Annotated in this window: 18 protein-coding genes; 14 read left to right on the top strand and 4 right to left on the bottom strand. The window is 68.4% G+C overall.

What is annotated here, in order from left to right; genetic code table 11:
* From catA to QLQ83_RS15290, 10 genes are all read left to right on the top strand, one after another.
* The coding region (catA, locus tag QLQ83_RS15335; protein WP_282734304.1) for a catechol 1,2-dioxygenase at positions 1-903 on the top strand (903 nt) is incomplete at its 5' end.
* A gap of 67 nt (positions 904-970) precedes the next feature.
* The gene (locus tag QLQ83_RS15330; protein WP_282734305.1) at positions 971-2,338 is read left to right on the top strand and encodes a Rieske 2Fe-2S domain-containing protein; all 1,368 of its coding nucleotides are present in this window, start codon (positions 971-973) and stop codon (positions 2,336-2,338) included.
* Positions 2,339-2,349: 11 nt separating this feature from the next.
* Positions 2,350-2,838 (top strand): benzoate 1,2-dioxygenase small subunit, encoded by a 489-nt coding sequence (benB, locus tag QLQ83_RS15325; protein WP_282736387.1) that lies wholly within the window; start codon positions 2,350-2,352, stop codon positions 2,836-2,838.
* A gap of 83 nt (positions 2,839-2,921) precedes the next feature.
* Positions 2,922-4,094 carry an ABC transporter substrate-binding protein gene (locus tag QLQ83_RS15320; protein WP_282736386.1) on the top strand — a complete coding sequence of 391 codons (1,173 nt, stop codon included), beginning with the start codon at positions 2,922-2,924 and terminating at the stop codon, positions 4,092-4,094.
* A 65-nt stretch (positions 4,095-4,159) separates the two neighbouring features.
* Positions 4,160-5,020, top strand: a complete 861-nt coding sequence (locus tag QLQ83_RS15315) for a branched-chain amino acid ABC transporter permease (RefSeq protein WP_282736385.1) — start codon at positions 4,160-4,162, stop codon at positions 5,018-5,020.
* Between the two features lie 12 nt (positions 5,021-5,032).
* Positions 5,033-6,088: a branched-chain amino acid ABC transporter permease gene (locus QLQ83_RS15310; protein WP_282736384.1), complete on the top strand. Its 1,056-nt coding sequence runs from the start codon at positions 5,033-5,035 to the stop codon at positions 6,086-6,088.
* Between the two features lie 3 nt (positions 6,089-6,091).
* Positions 6,092-6,859 carry an ABC transporter ATP-binding protein gene (locus tag QLQ83_RS15305; protein ID WP_282736383.1) on the top strand — a complete coding sequence of 256 codons (768 nt, stop codon included), beginning with the start codon at positions 6,092-6,094 and terminating at the stop codon, positions 6,857-6,859.
* Positions 6,856-7,587, top strand: coding sequence for an ABC transporter ATP-binding protein (locus tag QLQ83_RS15300; RefSeq protein WP_282736382.1), 732 nt, complete (start codon positions 6,856-6,858; stop codon positions 7,585-7,587). Before QLQ83_RS15305 ends, QLQ83_RS15300 begins: the two co-directional genes overlap by 4 nt.
* A gap of 21 nt (positions 7,588-7,608) precedes the next feature.
* Positions 7,609-8,820 (top strand): benzoate/H(+) symporter BenE family transporter, encoded by a 1,212-nt coding sequence (locus QLQ83_RS15295; protein ID WP_282736381.1) that lies wholly within the window; start codon positions 7,609-7,611, stop codon positions 8,818-8,820.
* A gap of 49 nt (positions 8,821-8,869) precedes the next feature.
* The gene (locus QLQ83_RS15290; RefSeq protein WP_282736380.1) at positions 8,870-9,688 is read left to right on the top strand and encodes a universal stress protein; all 819 of its coding nucleotides are present in this window, start codon (positions 8,870-8,872) and stop codon (positions 9,686-9,688) included.
* Positions 9,689-9,751: 63 nt separating this feature from the next.
* Here QLQ83_RS15290 and QLQ83_RS15285 read toward each other — a convergent pair whose 3' ends face one another.
* From QLQ83_RS15285 to QLQ83_RS15270, 4 genes are all read right to left on the bottom strand, one after another.
* Positions 9,752-10,177 (bottom strand): hypothetical protein, encoded by a 426-nt coding sequence (locus QLQ83_RS15285; RefSeq protein ID WP_282736379.1) that lies wholly within the window; start codon positions 10,175-10,177, stop codon positions 9,752-9,754.
* A gap of 99 nt (positions 10,178-10,276) precedes the next feature.
* Positions 10,277-10,591 (bottom strand): AzlD family protein, encoded by a 315-nt coding sequence (locus QLQ83_RS15280; RefSeq protein ID WP_282736378.1) that lies wholly within the window; start codon positions 10,589-10,591, stop codon positions 10,277-10,279.
* Positions 10,588-11,310, bottom strand: coding sequence for an AzlC family ABC transporter permease (locus QLQ83_RS15275; protein ID WP_326521416.1), 723 nt, complete (start codon positions 11,308-11,310; stop codon positions 10,588-10,590). The genes QLQ83_RS15280 and QLQ83_RS15275 overlap by 4 nt, the downstream gene beginning before the upstream one ends.
* Positions 11,298-12,293: an LLM class flavin-dependent oxidoreductase gene (locus tag QLQ83_RS15270; protein WP_282736377.1), complete on the bottom strand. Its 996-nt coding sequence runs from the start codon at positions 12,291-12,293 to the stop codon at positions 11,298-11,300. The genes QLQ83_RS15275 and QLQ83_RS15270 overlap by 13 nt, the downstream gene beginning before the upstream one ends.
* 194 nt (positions 12,294-12,487) lie before the next feature.
* Between QLQ83_RS15270 and QLQ83_RS15265 the strand changes: the two genes are divergently transcribed.
* The 4 genes from QLQ83_RS15265 (at position 12,488) to QLQ83_RS15250 (ending at position 16,600) form a co-directional block, all read left to right on the top strand.
* Positions 12,488-14,110, top strand: coding sequence for a BCCT family transporter (locus QLQ83_RS15265; RefSeq protein WP_282736376.1), 1,623 nt, complete (start codon positions 12,488-12,490; stop codon positions 14,108-14,110).
* Between the two features lie 94 nt (positions 14,111-14,204).
* Positions 14,205-14,381, top strand: coding sequence for a hypothetical protein (locus QLQ83_RS15260; protein WP_278032636.1), 177 nt, complete (start codon positions 14,205-14,207; stop codon positions 14,379-14,381).
* Positions 14,382-14,426: 45 nt separating this feature from the next.
* On the top strand, positions 14,427-15,371 hold the full coding sequence (locus tag QLQ83_RS15255) for a cobyrinic acid a,c-diamide synthase (protein ID WP_282736375.1): 945 nt from the start codon (positions 14,427-14,429) through the stop codon (positions 15,369-15,371).
* Positions 15,372-15,415: 44 nt separating this feature from the next.
* Entirely contained in the window at positions 15,416-16,600 is a 1,185-nt protein-coding gene (locus tag QLQ83_RS15250; RefSeq protein ID WP_282736374.1) for a toxic anion resistance protein, read from the top strand.
* Positions 16,601-16,631: the final 31 nt, after the last annotated feature.

Genomic DNA, 16,631 nt, shown 5'->3' with positions numbered 1-16,631 from the left:
GGCGGCAGCGAGCGCGCCAAGCAGATCATGCACCGCCTGCTCTCCGACCTGTTCCGGCTGATGGACGACTACGACGTCAGCGCCGAGGAGTTCTGGTCCGCCGTCAGCGTGCTCAACGCGCTGGGCAACGGCACCCAGTTCGGCCTGCTGGCCCCGGGACTGGGCTTCGACCACTACCTGGACATGCGCATGGACGCCGCCGACCGCGAGCGCGGCCTGCTGGGCGGTACCCCGCGCACCATCGAGGGCCCGCTCTACGTGGCCGGCGCCCCGGAGGCCGAGGGCTTCGCGCGCATGGACGACGGCAAGGACCAGGACGGCGAGACCATGTGGCTGACCGGCCAGGTGCGTGACGTCGACGGCCACCCCGTCGCCGGCGCCAAGGTCGAGATCTGGCACGCCAACTCCAAGGGCGGCTACTCCTTCTTCGACCCGACCCAGTCCGAGTACAACCTGCGCCGCAGCATCTTTACCGATGCCGAGGGCCGCTACACCGCGCGCAGCATCATCCCCTCCGGCTACGGCTGCCCGCCGGACAGCCCGACCCAGCAGGTGCTCGACCTGCTCGGCCGTCACGGCCAGCGCCCGGCGCACATCCACTACTTCATCTCCGCCCCGGGCCACAAGCACCTGACCACCCAGATCAACCTGGCCGGCGACCCCTACACCTTCGACGACTTCGCCTTCGCCACCCGCGAGGAGCTGGTGGTGCCGGCCAACCGCATCGAGGACCCGGCCGAGATCGCCCGGCGCGAGCTGGACGGCCCCTTCTCCGAGGTGGTGTTCGACATCGAGTTGGCGAAGACCGACGCCCCCGAGCTGCAGGTGCGCCACGCCCGCCCGCGGGCCAAGGAAGACGAGCAGGACCGCCACAGCCAGCTTGCCGGCACCGCCAAGGTCTGATCGGCACCCCTGACGACCTGAGAGGCCCGCCAAGAGCGGGCCCCGATAACAAACGAGGAGATGGATCATGACCACTCAGCTTGACCAACTCGAGGAACGTGTCCGCGGCGCCGTCGTCGACGACGCCGACAACGGCATCTTCCGCTGCCACCGCAGCATGTTCACCGACCCGGCCTTCTTCGACCTGGAGATGAAGCACATCTTCGAGGGCAACTGGCTGTTCCTGGCCCACGAGAGCCAGATCAGCGAGCCGGGCGACTACTACACCGTGACCATGGGCCGCCAGCCGGTGGTCATCACCCGCGACAAGCAGGGCGAGCTGCACGGCCTGATCAACGCCTGCGCCCACCGCGGCGCCACCCTGTGCCGCCGCAAGCAGGGCAACAAGGGCACTTTCACCTGCCCCTTCCACGGCTGGACCTTCAAGAACGACGGCAAGCTGCTCAAGGCCAAGAACGAGAAGAACGGCGCCTACCCGGAGGGCTTCAAGCAGGAAGGCTCCCACGACCTCAAGCGCCTGCCGCGCTTCGCCAACTACAAGGGCTTTTTGTTCGGCAGCCTGAGCGATGACGTCCCGCCGCTCGAGGAGTACCTGGGCGAGACCACCAAGGTCATCGACAACATCGTCGACCAGGCGCCGGAAGGCCTGGAGATCCTGCGTGGCACCTCGTCGTACACCTACAACGGCAACTGGAAGCTGCAGGCCGAGAACGGCGCCGACGGCTACCACGTCAGCTCGGTGCACTGGAACTACGCCTCGACCATGGAACGCCGCAACTACGACGCCGGCGGCACCAAGGCGGTGGACGCCGACGGCTGGTCGAAGAGCCAGGGCGGCTTCTACTCCTACGAGAACGGCCACATGATGCTGTGGACCCGGCTGCTCAACCCCGAGGTGCGCCCGGTCTACACCCGCAAGGACGAGATCGAGGCCGAGCTCGGCGCGGCGCGGGCCGACTCCATCGTCAACCAGACCCGCAACCTCTGCCTCTACCCCAACGTCTACCTGATGGACCAGTTCTCCACGCAGATCCGCGTGCTGCGCCCACTGTCCGTGGACAAGACCGAGGTCACCATCTACTGCTTCGCGCCCAAGGGCGAGTCCGCGGAGAACCGCCGGGTGCGCATCCGCCAGTACGAGGACTTCTTCAACGTCTCGGGCATGGGCACGCCGGACGACCTGGAGGAGTTCCGCGCCTGCCAGGACGGCTACCACGGCGCGCTGGCCGAGTGGAACGACCTCTCGCGCGGCGCCAGGCAGTGGATCGAGGGGGCCGACGAGAACGCCCAGGCGATCGACATGAAGCCGCTGCTCAGCGGGGCCTCCCCGGAAGACGAGGGCCTCTACGTGCTGCACCACAAGCACTGGGTCGAGGAGATGCTGCGCGCCATCGACAAGGAACGCAGCCAGTTTATCGCCACCGCGTCCGCCTGAGGAGAGAGACCATGAGCATCAGCTACCACGATATCCAGGCCTTCCTGTACCGCGAGGCGCGCCTGCTCGACGACCGCCAGTGGGACGCGTGGCTGGAGTGCTACCGCCAGGACGCCGAGTTCTGGATGCCGGCCTGGGACGACGACGACCAGCTGACCCGGGACCCCGAGGCCGAGATCTCGCTGATCTACTACCCGAACCGCGAGGGGCTCGAGGACCGGGTCTACCGGATCAAGACCGAGCGCAGCGGGGCGAGCACGCCGGAGCCGCGCACCACCCACCAGATCACCAACCTCGAGGTGCTGAAGGAGGAAGGCGACACGGTGGAGCTGCGCTTCAACTGGCACACCCTGAGCCACCGCTACAAGAAGACCGACAGCTACTTCGGCAGCGCCTTCTACACCCTGGACGTGTCGGGGGAGACGCCGCTGATCACCAGAAAAGTCGTGCAACTCAACAACGACTATATCCACCAGGTCATCGACGTCTACCACGTCTGACGACGACGCAAGAGCATGAGCGGGACAGGGACGTCCCCTACAGAGCACCAAGCTCCAACAATAACTGACCCCTGGGAATCCCCATGAAGAACCTCAAGAAGACCGCCCTCGCCACCGTGCTGGGCACCGTTACCCTCATGTCCGCATCCGCCGCCATGGCCGACAACCATCCGGTCAAGGTCGGCCTGATGCTGCCCTACTCCGGCACCTACACGGCGCTGGGCGAGGCCATCACCAATGGCCTGAAGCTCGCCATCGAGCAGAACGGCGGCCAGCTCGGCGGCCGCGAGGTCGAGTACGTGGAGCTCGACTCCGAGGCCAACCCCTCCAAGGCCCCCCAGAACATGAGTCGCCTGGTCAAGGGCGATGGCGTCGACTTCGTCATCGGCCCGGTCCACTCCGGGGTAGCCATGGGCATGCTGCGGGTGGCCAAGCAGTCCGGCGCCATCACCATCATCCCCAATGCCGGCCTGGAGGCCGCCACCAACCAGCTGTGCATGCCCAACGTCTTCCGCACCTCGTTCAGCATGTGGCAGAACAGCTTCCCGATGGGCAAGGTCGCCCATGACCGGGGGCACCGCGAGGTCGTGACCATCACCTGGGACTACGCCGGCGGCAAGGAGGACGTGGCCGGCTTCAAGGAGGCCTTCGAGGCGGAGGGCGGCGAGATCGTCGAGGAGATCCTGGTGCCCTTCCCGAGCACCGAGTTCCAGAGCTACCTCACCCAGATCGCCAGCATCGCCCCGGACGCCGTCTACACCTTCTTCGCCGGCGGCGGCGGGGTCAGCTTCGTGCGCGACTATGCCGCCGCCGGCCTCAAGGAGAGCATCCCGCTGATGGGCTCGGGCTTCCTCACCGAGGGCAACATCGCGGCCATGGACGGTGCCGGCGAGGGCGTGCTGACCACCATGCACTATGCCGAGACCCTGGACAGCGAGGAGAACCGGGCCTTCGTGTCGGCCTACGAGGCCGCCTTTGAGGTGACCCCCGACACCTACTCGGTGCAGGGCTATGACACCGGCGCCATGCTGGTCCAGGCGCTCGACGCGGTCGGCGGCAACACCGAGGACCGGGACGCCCTGATCGAGGCCCTGGCCAGTGTAGAGCTCGAGAGCCCGCGGGGCCTGATGAGCTTCTCCGATTCCCACCATCCGATCCAGAACGTCTACCTGCGCGAGATCCGCGACGGCAAGCACGAGGTGGTCGGCGTCGCCGCCGAGCAGCTCGAGGTGCCGGACGACGCCTGCCAGATGTGAACCGGTGAACGTCTGACTTCCCGGGGCGAGCCTGGCTCGCCCCTTCCATCGCGGAGGAGATCGTCATGGATCTCGCATTCTTTGGTGTGCAGCTCCTCAACGGGCTGCAGTACGGACTGCTGCTGTTCCTGATCGCCAGCGGCCTGACCCTGATCTTCGGCATCATGGGCATCATCAACCTGGCCCACGGGGCCATGTACATGATCGGGGCCTACCTGGTCTGGGACCTGACCCTGCGGCTGGGCAACTTCTGGCTGGCGATCCTCATCGCCATTCCCATCGCCGTCGCGCTGGGGCTGGTCATCGAGCGGCTGTTCCTGGATACGCTCTACAAGCGCGACCACCTCTACCAGGTGCTGCTGACCTTCGGCCTGATCCTGGTGATCAACGAGGCGCAGCGCATCATCTGGGGCGGCGACGTCCACAGCGTGGCGATCCCGGCGCCCTTCGACGCCAGCCTGCAGCTTACCGACAACCTGCAGTACTCGGTCTACCGGCTGTTCGTGATGGGCGTCTGCCTGGCGCTGGCCGGCATCATCTACTGGGTGATCCGCCATACCCGGCTGGGCATCATCATCCGCGCGGGGGCCGTGAACCGTGACATGGTGGAGGGCCTGGGCATCAACGTGCGCACCCTCTTCACCCTGATCTTCAGCGTCGGCGTGGCACTGACCGCCTTCGCCGGGATGATCGCCGCCCCCCTGACCTCCATCACCCCGGGCATGGGCGACAGCATCCTGATCACCTGTTTCGTCGTCGTGGTCATCGGCGGGATCGGCTCGATCAAGGGCGCCTTCTGGGGGGCCATCCTGATCGGCATGGCGGAGACCTTCGGCTCGGTGCTGATTCCGAGCATCGCCAGCATGGTGATCTACCTGATCATGGCCGCCGTGCTGCTGGTCAAGCCCCGCGGCCTGTTCGCTTGAGGAGGACGAGACATGTTGCATAGATATCCCAAGCGCGTCGCCGTCATCATGCTGGTCCTGCTGGCCATCGTCGCGATCTTCCCGCTCTGGGGCCCGGCGCTGTTCGGCGACCAGTCGGACTTCATCCTGGAGAAGCTGACCCTGATGGTGATCCTGGCGCTCTTCGCCATGAGCCTGGATCTGCTGGTGGGCATCGTCGGCCTGGTCAGCCTGGGCCACGCGCTGTTCTTCGGCCTCGGCGCCTATACCCTGGCGCTGGCCAGCCCCGACTTCGATGCGGCCTCGCTGTGGTGGATGCTGCCGCTGGTGATGCTGGTGGCCGCCGTCGCCGCCCTGGTGGTGGGCTTGCTGGTGATCCGCACCAAGGGCATCTTCTTTATCATGACCACCCTGGCCTTCGGCCAGATGCTCTTCTACCTGATCAGCACCGCGCCCTTCGCCGGCGGCACGGACGGGGTCTTCATCATGTTCCGCCCCACCCTGACGGCAGGGGAGACCATGTTGCTGGACCTCGACAACCCTCAGACCTTCTTCTACTTCTGCCTGGGGATGCTGGTTGCCGGCTTCCTGTTCCTGCGCTGGCTGACCCGCTCCTACTTCGGGCAGGTGCTCGACGGCATCCACGACAACGAGCGCCGCATGCAGGCGCTGGGCTATGCCACCGGCGGCTACAAGCTGGTCGCCTTCGTGATCGCCGGGGTCCTGGCCGCCATCGCCGGCATGCTGGCCGCCATGCAGTACGGCTTCGCCAACCCGGCCCAGCTCGGCTGGCACACCTCGGGCGAGGTGCTGATGATGCTGATCCTCGGCGGCATGGGCACCATCTTCGGCCCGATCCTCGGCGCCTTCGCCTACGAGATCCTGCTCTACGTCTACGAGCACCTGACCGTTCACTGGCCGATCCTGATGGGCCTGACCATCATCGCCGCGGTGCTGGTGCTGCCGCGCGGCATCGCCGGGCTGATCATCGCGCCGCCCTGGGCCCGCAGGAAGCCCAAGGCAGTCGAGGAAGAGGAGGGCGTCGCAGCGCACCTCCATCCCGCCACCATCCCGCACAAGGAGGGGTAAGCCATGCGCCAAGAACCGATCCTGGCCACCCATGGCCTGACCCGCCGCTTCGGCGGCCTGGTGGCGGTCAACGGCGTCGACTTCGATGTCCGGCCGGGCGAGATCCACGCCATCCTCGGGCCCAACGGCGCCGGCAAGAGCACCCTGATCAACCTGCTGTCGGGGGAGATCCCGCCCTCGGAAGGCGAGGTGCTCTTCCACGGCAAGCCGATCCAGGGCAAGAGCGTGCGCCAGATCGCCCGCATGGGCATCGGCCGCAGCCACCAGAAGACCAACATCTTCCCGCGCCTCGACTGCCTGCAGAACTGCGAGCTGGCCGCCCGCATCCACCTGGGCGGCGTGTTCGGCAGCTGGCGTTCCCGCCAGCGGGCACGCCAGGTCAGCGAGCGGGCCCTCGAGGTGCTCGAGACCTGCCACCTGGTCCACCGCGCCCATACCCCGGCCGCCGACATGAGCTACGGCGAGCAGCGCCAGCTGCAGATCGCCATGGTGCTGGCCACGGCACCCACCCTGATGCTGCTCGACGAGCCCATGGCCGGCATGGGCCGCGAGGAGACCGTCCAGGTGACGGAGTTGCTCGAGAGCCTCACCGACCGCTACACCCTGGTGCTGATCGAACACGACATGGACAGCGTCTTCCGCCTGGCCGACCGCATCACCGTGATGGTGGACGGCTGCGTGCTGGAGAGCGGGCCCACCGAGCAGATCCGCGCCAGCGAGAAGGTGCGTGACGTCTATCTCGGTCGCCACCACGAGGAGGCCACGGCATGACGGCACAACAGCAGATCACCCCGCTGATCGATGCCCGCGGGCTCCATACCTACTATGGCGAGAGCCACATCCTGCACGGCGTCGACCTCACCCTGATGCCCGGCGAGACGCTGAGCCTGCTGGGGCGCAACGGCATGGGCAAGACCACCACGCTGAAGTCGATCCTGGGCTTCGTGCCGCCGCGGCGCGGCGAGGTGCACATCAAGGGCGTCCCGGCGGCGAAGCGACGCCCCTGGCAGCTGATCCGCCAGGGCATCGGCTACGTGCCGGAAGGGCGCGGCATCTTCCCGGGGATCAGCGTGCGCGAGCACCTGGTGATGGCCGCCCGGCCCAACGAGCGGGGCGAGTCGCCCTGGACGCTGGAGCGCGTGCTGGACACCTTCCCGCGGCTCGGCCAGCGCATCAACCATGACGGCTCCTTCCTCTCCGGGGGCGAGCAGCAGATGCTCTCCATCGGCCGGGCGCTGACCCTCAACCCGGACCTGATGATCCTCGACGAGGCCACCGAGGGGCTGGCGCCGCTGATCCGCGACGAGATCTGGAAGATCATCAACGAGATCAAGGCCTCCGGCATCGCTACCATCATCGTCGACAAGAACATCGACAACCTGCTGGAGGTGGCCGAGAAGCACATCCTGCTGGTCAAGGGCGAAGTGGTCTACAGCGGCGACGCCCGGGGCCTGAAGGACGATCCCACCATCCTCGACACCCACCTCGGCGTCGCCTGAGGTGTGACGGAGAGACGTTGCATGCGACTTCACAAGGACTGGTCGATACCCGCGATCACCGCCGGCTTCGTGGCGGTGCTGGTCTCCTACTCCGGCCCCCTGGCGATCTTCTTCCAGGCGGCCCAGAGCGCCGAGATCTCGACGGCCATGATGACCTCCTGGGTCTGGGCGATCTCCATCGGCGCCGCCGTCTCGGGGATCGCGCTCAGTCTCTGGCTGAAGGTGCCCGTGGTCACCGCCTGGTCGGCCCCGGGCACGGCGCTGCTGGTCACGCTCTTCCCCGGCCTGTCGCTGAACGAGGCGGTGGGGGCCTACCTCACGGCGGCGGCGGTGATCTTCGTGATCGGCATTACCGGCTCCTTCGACCGCATCATCCAGATGATCCCGCCGGGCATCGCCAGCGCCATGATGGCGGGCATCCTCTTCCAGTTCGGGGTCGGGGTCTTCGTCTCCCTGGAGTCGGTGCCGGCGCTGACGCTGGGCATGCTCCTGGCCTACCTGGTGTTCAAGCGGCTGACGCCCCGCTACAGCCTGGTGGCGCTGCTGGTGGTCGGGGTGGGCCTGGCCGTGGTCCTCGAGGGGGCCAGCCTGAAGGGGGTGACGGTGCAGCTGGCCCAGCCGACCCTCATCCGTCCCGAGTGGACCTGGAACGCCACCCTGAGCCTGGCCATCCCGTTGGTGCTGGTGAGCCTGACCGGGCAGTTCCTGCCGGGCATGGCCATCCTGCGCAGCGCCGGCTATAACACCGCGGCCAGGCCCATCGTCACCCTGACCAGCCTGACCTCCTTCGTCACCGCCTTCTTCGGCGGGATCACCACGGTGATCGCGGCGATCACGGCGGCCATCTGCACCAGCAAGGAGGCCCACGAGGATCTCGACAAGCGTTATGTGGCCGGGGTGGCCAATGGGGTCTTCTACCTGATCGGTGGCACCTTCGCCGGTACCATCGTGCTGCTCTTCACCTCGCTGCCCGGCGAGTTCGTCGCGGTGCTGGCGGGCCTGGCGCTGATCGGTGCCATCACCAGCAACCTCAGCGCCTTCGCCGCCCACAAGGACCACCTGGAGGCCTCGGTGATCACCTTCATCGCCACGGCATCGGGGATGAGCTTCCTGGGGCTGGGTTCGGCCTTCTGGGGCGTGGTGGTCGGCGCCCTGGCCTATGCCCTGCTGCACCGGCCCCTGCCCGGCCTCGGGCGCCGGACGGCGCGGACGCAGGTCCGCAAGTCATCCTGATATCCATTACCGACATTTCAAGAACAACGCGATCCAGAGGAGTCCGACGATGGACAAGATGCATGTGGCGATGGACGAGAGCGACGCTTCCCAGCGGGCCCTGGCGCTCGGCCAGCACCTGGCCCGCCAGCTGGCGGTGCCGCTCTGCGTGACCTCAGTGGTGGCCAGCGAGGAGCGGGCCGAGTCCCGGCGGGCGGCCCTGCAGTCGCGCCTGGCAGACCAGCCGTCGGGGGATGTCACCGTCGAGGTGGCGGTCCACGACAGCGCCAAGGACTACCTGGGCCAGCTGGCCGGCCGCGAGGCGGTGGGGCTGTGCATGATGGCCCACGGGCGGCGCCCGGTACCGGAGATGCTGATCGGCAGCGTCACCGCCGGCGTCGTACGACGCGCGAACCGGCCGGTCTTCCTGTGCGGGCCGCGCTTCGATGCCGGCGCCCACCGCAAGGTGGAGGTGCTGATGGTCTGCGTGGACGGTTCGGCGCTCTCCGAGGCGATCCTGCCCCATGCGGTGGCACTCTCCAAGCGGCTGGACGCCCGCCTGCAGCTGCTGCAGGTGATCGACACCAGTGCCGCCGCGGCGGTGCCGCTCGATGGGGGCCATGCCGACGTGATGGAGTCCGGCTATGTGCATGGCCTGGCGCGGCGCCTGAGGGCCGACCATGCCATGGAGGTGGATTGGGAGGTGCTGCATGGCGATCCGGCCGACGCCATCGTCAGCTACCTGGCGGACTGCCAGGACACCATGCTGGCCATGACCACCCACGGCCGCAGCGGGCTCTCCCAGGTGGTGGCCGGCAGCGTCAGCCACGAGGTGCTCCACGAGGCGCGCTGCCCGGTGGCGGTGCTGCGCCCGGCCGACATCGGCTGAGCCGATACCGCCAGAGCTCCTCCGGTATGACGGATGACCCGCCGTGATGGCGGGTCCTGTCTCTCAGGGGCGGCCGGGGTCCCGGCGCGCCTCGTCCCTGACCTCCCCGTCCTTGATTTCATAGTCGCCTTCCAGCACCTGCTGTTCGCGGTAGCGGCCGCCGGCGTCGCGCCCCTCTCGATAGCGGGTCTCGCGGTAGTGGACGCTGCCGTCCACGTCCTCGGCCCGGTCGGCGCGCATCTTCTCCATCTGCTTCTTCATGCGGTGGCGCAGGAAGGGCATCATCGCCCAGCCGATGAGCAGGAAGAACAGCCCCAGCACCATGGCGACGATCATCATGGCGCCGAACAGCAGCCAGGTGAGCAGCAGCTTCAGGCCGCCCAAGGGGCCGTCGGCGCGGGTCTGGCGGGCACGTGTCTGCCACTCTCGGGCGGCGCGCCAGGCGGCATTCTGCTGTGAATCGCGGCGCGGGTCATGGGGATCGGGCATACGGGACTCCGGTGTCTGAAAAGGGGCGCCGGCCCGGCCGGCACCCCGTGAATGACTGTCCCTTGGAAAGCGCGCGGGGCGCTTCGTTCCGAGGAGGGCTCAGGATGCGACCAGCCGCCACAGGGCGGCGGTCAGGATCCCGGCGGTGATCGCCGGCAATGGCTTGCGCAGCACCAGCATCACCCCCGCCGTGGCGACCAGGGCCATCCGGGCCCCGCCGTCGCCGTTCACCGCCATGGGGGTGATCACCGCCACCAGCACCGAGCCGGCCATGGCGTTGATGAAGCGCTCGACCCGCGGGCCGATGGGCACCCGGGCCATCACGAAGACCCCGCCGGCGCGGGTCAGGTAGGTGACCAGCGCCATGAGCCCGATGGCCAGCAGCACGCCGCCGTTGGCGGCCGTCAGGGTCATGGTGCCGCCTCCTTGCGCGGGGGGGGCAGCAGCAGGCCCACCACGCCGCCCGCCAGTGCTCCGACGATCACGTGGGCATGGGGCGGCAGCCAGGCCATCGCCGCCAGGGCCGCCAGGGCCGCGGCGCCCCAGGGCAGCAGCACGCCGAGGTCGCGCTTGTCACCTACCAGCATGGCCAGCAGGAAGCAGCCCATGATGGCATCCAGGCCGAAGCGGTCCGGCTCGCTGATGCCGCTGCCGAAGGCCACGCCGAGGCCGGTGCCGATCATCCAGGTGGACCACAGGGCCAGGCCCCCGCCGACCAGGATGCCCAGCCGGGCTGCCGTGGTTTCCCCGGTCATGGCCATGGCCCAGTTGGCGTCGCTGAGCAGGATCAGGCTGGCGTAGCGACGCCCGCTGGGCAGGTCGCGCAGGTGGGGGTAGAAGGCGGCGCCCATCAGCAGGTGACGGGCATTGATCGCCAGGGTGATGGCCACCAGCGGCAGCAGCGGGATGGTATCGCCCCACAGCTCCAGGGTCGCGAACTGGGCCGCCCCCGCGAACACCAGGCCGCTCATCAGCAGGGTCTCGAACGCGGAGAGCCCCTGCTGCAGAGCCGCCACGCCGAAGGCCAGCCCGAAGACGATCACGAACAGCGACAGCGGCGCCATGCGCCGGAAGCCGTCGACGAGATGGCCAAGGGTCGGTCGAGAGGTGTCGGCCCGGGTCATGAGCGCCATATCTCGGCGACGATCTCGTAGCTTCTCAGCCGGTCCTCGGCGGCGTAGACATCGGTATTGAGCATCAGCTCGTCGGCGCCGGTCAGCTCCAGGAAGCGCTCCAGGCCCTCGCGCACGGTCTCGGGGCCGCCGATCACCGCGGCGCCCAGGAACTGCTCCACCTGGGCCTGCTCCCTGGGCGACCAGTCAAGCGCTTCCACCGGCGGCAGGGCCTTCGTGCGCTGCCCGCGGATCATGCCCAGGAACTTGCGGCGGGCCGTGGAGGCGAGGTAATCCGCCTGGAGGTCGTTCTCGGCGGCGATCACCGGCAGGCCGACCATGGCATGGGGCGCCTCGAGGACCGCCGAGGGCCGGAAGTTGTCGCGATAGAGCTTGAGCGCCTCGAACAGCTGGGCCGGGGCGAACTGGGCGGCGAAGGCGAACGGCAGCCCCTCTCGGGCCGCCAGGCGGGCGCTGAAGTCGCTGGAGCCGAGCAGCCAGAGTGGTACCCGGGTGCCCTGACCGGGCACCGCCCGCACTCGCTGGCCCGGGCGCTCGTCGTCGAGATAGCCCTGCAGCTCGGCCAGTCGCCGGGGGAAGTCATCGACGCCGGCATGGGGGTCGCGGCGCATGGCGGCCATGGTGGGGCCGTCGGAGCCCGGCGCGCGCCCCAGGCCCAGGTCGATGCGCCCGGGATAGAGGGTCTCCAGGGTGCCGAACTGCTCGGCCACCACCAGCGGCGGGTGGTTGGGCAGCATGATGCCACCGCTGCCCACCCGGATCCGCTCGGTGGCGCCGGCGATATGGCCGATTAGCACCGCGGTGGCGGCGCTGGCGATGCCCTCGATGCTGTGGTGCTCGGCCAGCCAGTAGCGCGTGAAGCCGAGCCGCTCGGTGAGCCGAGCCAGCGCCAAGCTCTCGCGAAAGCTGTCGGCGGCGCTGCCGCCCTCGCGGATCGGGGCCAGGTCGAGCACGGAAAGGGGCGTGTCGGCGAGTCGGGACATGTCGTGGGGAACTCCGGAAACAATTAGCCTGCTGAGTTTCTCCAGCATCGGGGCGGCCGGGGTGGAATGCAATGCCCGCGTCGCCGAGGGGCAGGCCGCCCGACGGGCTGGGCCGGCCGCGGGTCGGCATGATAGCGTCCGGTCTCTCTGGTAGCATGAATCTTGTACAAGCCCTCGACAAAGGACGCCTCTTTATGGCGAATCATGGAGGACAACGCGTCTTCGCCATCTCGGCCCTGATCATCCTGGCACTGGTGGCGATGGGCGCCGCCTTTCCCGACGGCTTCGGCGCCGCCGCCAGCGCCGCGCTCTCGACCACCACCCGGCTGTTCGGCTGGTTCTACCTCTTCTCGGTGTTCGGTTTCGTGCTCTTCCTGCTGGGCCTGGCCTTCAGCAAGTACGGCAAGATCCGCCTGGGGCCCCAGGACAGCTCGCCGAGCTTCAGCTTCTTCTCCTGGATCAGCATGCTGCTGGCCGCGGGCTTCGGCGTGGGGCTGGTGTTCTACGGCATGGCCGAGCCCATGACCCACTATATCGACCCGCCCTACGGCGACGTGCCGGCCGAGACCGTCGAGTCGGCGCGCTATGCCATCCAGTACAGCTACTTCAACTGGGGCATCCACCAGTGGGCGGCCTTCTCGGTGGTGGGGCTGATCATCGCCTACTTCCAGTTCCGCAAGGGGCAGGCCGGCCTGGTCTCCTCGGTGCTCTCCTCGGTGACCGCCAAGCATCCCAGGGTGCGTCCCTATGCCTCCTGGCTGGATATCTTCGCGGTGGTGGCCACGGTGATGGGCGTGGCCACCTCCCTGGGGCTGGGGGTACTGCAGATGAACGGTGGGCTCAACGCCGTCTTCGGCCTGCCCGAGAACGCTCTGTGGCAGTTCATCATCCTGTTCGCGATGTTTCTCGCCTACATGGCTTCGACCTGGTCGGGCCTGGACAAGGGCATCAAGCGCCTCTCCAACCTCAACATGATCCTGTGTATCGGCCTGATGCTCTATGTGCTGGTCACCGGCCCCACGGTGGCGATCCTCGAGACCATCACCCTGGGCCTCGGCGACTACCTGCAGAACTTCATCGGCATGAGCCTGCGTATCTCGCCCTACAGCGAGAGCACCTGGGCAAGCAGCTGGACGATCTTCTACTGGGCCTGGGTGATCGCCTGGTCGCCCTTCGTCGGCACCTTCGTGGCGCGGGTCTCGCGCGGTCGCACCATCAAGGAGTATGTGCTCGGCGTGCTGCTGATCCCGCCGCTGCTGGCCTGCCTGTGGATCGGCGTCTTCGGCGGTGCCGCCATCAACATGGAGCTCGGTGCCGACGTCGGCCTGGCCGCGGCCACTCAGGACAACATCACCGTGGCGCTGTTCGAGATGTTCGAGCTGATGCCCTTCTCCGGGGCGCTGTCGGTGGTGGCGATGCTGCTGATCTTCATCTTCCTGGTCACCTCCGCGGACTCCGCCTCCTATATCGTGGCGCAGATGACCGACGCCGGCTCCATCAACCCGCCGCTGTTCAAGCGGGTGGCATGGGGCGTGCTGATTGCCGCCATCTGCCTCACGCTGATCGCCGCCGGCGGCCTGACCGGGCTGCAGTCGGCCTCGGTACTCTCGGCGCTGCCGTTCACCTTCATCCTCTACATGATGGTGGTGGTGCTGGTCCGTGAGCTGCGCACCGACCGCAAGGCGATGCTCACCCAGCTCTACCGTCGCCATGGCGAGACCCCGGTGGGGGCGGATGCCTTCGAGGCCGAGTCACTGGGCGAGGAGGAGCGCCTGCGTCGGGCGCCCAGCGTGGTCAACCGGCGCGTCAAGCACTGAACCGGGCCATCGGCTCGATCACCGTCGATGGCAGTGGCCAGCCGCCGCGGCAGGCCGTAAGCTCAGGGAACAATGGTGAAATCGGACTTCGACCATGACCCTCATCCGCACCGGCCGCGGCGCGCCACGTCGTGGAGCCACCCGTCGACGCCAGCGGCGCCGGCTCGACTGGGCCTGCTTCGATCGCTGGCTTGACCGGGTGGTGGTCGTGGCGGTGAGCATCGCCCTGCTGGTGGGCGTCGTGGCCTTGGTCCTTACCCTGTTACTCTAGCAGCCTGCAATGCCTCTCCTCTGACGGATAAAGGATGGTCAGCCCATGCTGGGATTCCTGCAGGGATTTTCCTATGGCCTCTTCCTGACCTGCCTGCCTTGGCTGCTGGTGGGGATGGTCAATCCGCGCCTGGCCGTGCCGGTCGAGCCGCCCGGCCGCTTGCAGGTCATCGTGCGCTACGCCCTGGTGGTACCCTTCATCAGCATGCTGCTGTGGCTGACCTCGCTGTGGGGCGGCTTCGGCCCGACCCTGACGGGCTGGCTGGTGGGACTGGTGGCGATTCCGGTGGCGCTGCCGCTGGAGCGTCGCCTGCGTGGCTGGCTCGCTCGGCGGCGTGAGAAGCGCCGGCAGGCGGGGCAGGCGACCGAGGCCGCGCGTAGCCGAGCCCAGCAGCAGCGCGATGCCCACGAGGCCGACCTGGCGGTGCTCGACCCGGCTCGGCCACCGGCGGATGCCGACGACCTGGTGCTGGCCCTGTGCCGGGCCAAGCAGGGATTGATCGACGCCCGGCGCCCCGACCTGGCGGTCCAGGCCGACCGCGTCTACAGTCGCTACCGCCATGTGCTGGGCGTGTTGGGGAGCCGCTTCGACAGCGGCGAGCTGGCCTTCGCCCGCGCCCGGGGGCTGGTGGTCGAGGTCTGCCGCGGGGTGGTGGATACCCTCGACGCCATGGCCTCCCGGGCCAGCGGCGTGGCGAACGTGGACGGTGACTTCGTTCGTCGTCGCCTGAGTCGCGAGGGCCGGCAGCTGGGGGCGCAGGAGCGTGCCGCCCTGGTGCGGCGGCTGGAGCTGCTCGAGGAGACCGAGAAGGGGCTGCGCGAGCTGGCCGCGCGCAACGAGTCGGCGTTGACCGTCCTCGATGACACGGCCGTGTCCATGGCGCGCATCGAGACCGGGCGCCCCCAGGCCTCGGTCACCACCGAGCAGGCGCTGGAGGAGCTGCGCCGCTTCGTCTCCCGTGCCGACCGATACGGGCGTGGCAAGTCCTGAGGTCGGCCCTTCACACGCCAGTCGCTATCCTTCGAGAGGTGCCCATGACCCAGCAACCCGAACGTGGCACCCGCCTGTCGCTGCCTCCGGTGGAGGAGATCGCCCATCAGCTGGACGGGAGCGCATCGCACGGCGGCGCAGACGACCCGTCGCTGGCGGCCCGGGCCGATGCCTTCGTCGACGAGCTGGTCGCCGGCGGCGATGCGGACGCCCTGGCGCGCCAGCGCCGCGCCATCGATGAGCTGGGACTGGAGCTGCAGCAGCAGGCCGCCCACCAGAGCGCCATGCTGCAGACCCCGCTGCGCCAGCTGGCCCACCACGGGGATGAGGGCGGCCCCGTGGCCAAGGCCCTGGTCGACCTGCGCGGCCGGATGCAGGAACTGGACCCCGCCCGGCACCGCCTGTCGCCGCGCCCGCTTGACCGCGTGCTGGCCCTGCTCCCGGGGGCCAGCAGTCGCCTGCAGCGCTACTTCCGCAAGTTCGAGACGGCCCAGCAGGCGCTGGATGCGATCATCGTCGACCTGGAGGGGGGGCGCGACATGTTGCATCGCGACAACCTCACCCTGGCCGACGACCAGCAGTCCCTGCGCGAGAGCCTCGACCAGCTGGAGCGCCAGGTCGCCCTGGGGCGGCTGATCGACGAGCGGCTGCAGACCGCCATCGCCCGTCGCGACGAGGAAGATCCCAAGCGGCGCTTCCTCGAGGAGGAGCTGCTGTTCCCGCTGCGCCAGCGCATCGTCGACCTGCAGCAGCAGCTGGCGGTGAGCCAGCAGGGCGTGCTGGCGCTGGAGGTGATCATCCGCAACAACCGCGAGCTGATCCGGGGCGTCGACCGCGCCATCAACGTCACCGTCTCGGCGCTCACCGTGGCGGTCACCGTCGCCCTGGCCATCGCCAACCAGCGCCTGGTGCTGGACCGCGTCGAGGCGCTCAACACCACGACCTCGGAGATGATCGGGGGGACCGCGCGGGCGCTGCGCCAGCAGGGTGTGGACATCCAGCAGCGGGCCTCGTCGGCGATGCTCGACATGGAGGCCCTGGAGCAGGCCTTCGGCGAGGTGATGGGAGCCATCGACGACCTGTCCCGCTATCGCCGCGAGGCCCTGCCGAGGCTGGACGACCAGATCGATCGGCTGGCGGCCCTGGCCGGCCAGGGCGGCGAGGCCATCGACCGCCTGCAGCGCGGCAGAGAAGGAGAGGACGCCATTGGTCCCGATCGGCATGGCTGACCCTGCATCCCTTGCGCACTGGACTATGCTG

This window comes from Halomonas rhizosphaerae (assembly GCF_030010555.1).
GTDB lineage: Bacteria > Pseudomonadota > Gammaproteobacteria > Pseudomonadales > Halomonadaceae > Halomonas > Halomonas rhizosphaerae.
This window is presented reverse-complemented; position numbering and strand designations above follow the sequence as displayed.

Excerpts from the sequence above, each read along its gene's own strand:
- QLQ83_RS15330 (WP_282734305.1), top strand. The coding sequence starts at position 971 with ATGACCACTCAGCTTGACCAACTCGAGGAACGTGTCCGCGGCGCCGTC.
- benB (WP_282736387.1), top strand. The coding sequence starts at position 2,350 with ATGAGCATCAGCTACCACGATATCCAGGCCTTCCTGTACCGCGAGGCG.
- QLQ83_RS15320 (WP_282736386.1), top strand. The coding sequence starts at position 2,922 with ATGAAGAACCTCAAGAAGACCGCCCTCGCCACCGTGCTGGGCACCGTT.
- QLQ83_RS15315 (WP_282736385.1), top strand. The coding sequence starts at position 4,160 with ATGGATCTCGCATTCTTTGGTGTGCAGCTCCTCAACGGGCTGCAGTAC.
- QLQ83_RS15310 (WP_282736384.1), top strand. The coding sequence starts at position 5,033 with ATGTTGCATAGATATCCCAAGCGCGTCGCCGTCATCATGCTGGTCCTG.
- QLQ83_RS15305 (WP_282736383.1), top strand. The coding sequence starts at position 6,092 with ATGCGCCAAGAACCGATCCTGGCCACCCATGGCCTGACCCGCCGCTTC.
- QLQ83_RS15300 (WP_282736382.1), top strand. The coding sequence starts at position 6,856 with ATGACGGCACAACAGCAGATCACCCCGCTGATCGATGCCCGCGGGCTC.
- QLQ83_RS15295 (WP_282736381.1), top strand. The coding sequence starts at position 7,609 with ATGCGACTTCACAAGGACTGGTCGATACCCGCGATCACCGCCGGCTTC.
- QLQ83_RS15290 (WP_282736380.1), top strand. The coding sequence starts at position 8,870 with ATGGACAAGATGCATGTGGCGATGGACGAGAGCGACGCTTCCCAGCGG.
- QLQ83_RS15285 (WP_282736379.1), bottom strand. The coding sequence starts at position 10,177 with ATGCCCGATCCCCATGACCCGCGCCGCGATTCACAGCAGAATGCCGCC.
- QLQ83_RS15280 (WP_282736378.1), bottom strand. The coding sequence starts at position 10,591 with ATGACCCTGACGGCCGCCAACGGCGGCGTGCTGCTGGCCATCGGGCTC.
- QLQ83_RS15275 (WP_326521416.1), bottom strand. The coding sequence starts at position 11,310 with ATGGCGCTCATGACCCGGGCCGACACCTCTCGACCGACCCTTGGCCAT.
- QLQ83_RS15270 (WP_282736377.1), bottom strand. The coding sequence starts at position 12,293 with ATGTCCCGACTCGCCGACACGCCCCTTTCCGTGCTCGACCTGGCCCCG.
- QLQ83_RS15265 (WP_282736376.1), top strand. The coding sequence starts at position 12,488 with ATGGCGAATCATGGAGGACAACGCGTCTTCGCCATCTCGGCCCTGATC.
- QLQ83_RS15260 (WP_278032636.1), top strand. The coding sequence starts at position 14,205 with ATGACCCTCATCCGCACCGGCCGCGGCGCGCCACGTCGTGGAGCCACC.
- QLQ83_RS15255 (WP_282736375.1), top strand. The coding sequence starts at position 14,427 with ATGCTGGGATTCCTGCAGGGATTTTCCTATGGCCTCTTCCTGACCTGC.
- QLQ83_RS15250 (WP_282736374.1), top strand. The coding sequence starts at position 15,416 with ATGACCCAGCAACCCGAACGTGGCACCCGCCTGTCGCTGCCTCCGGTG.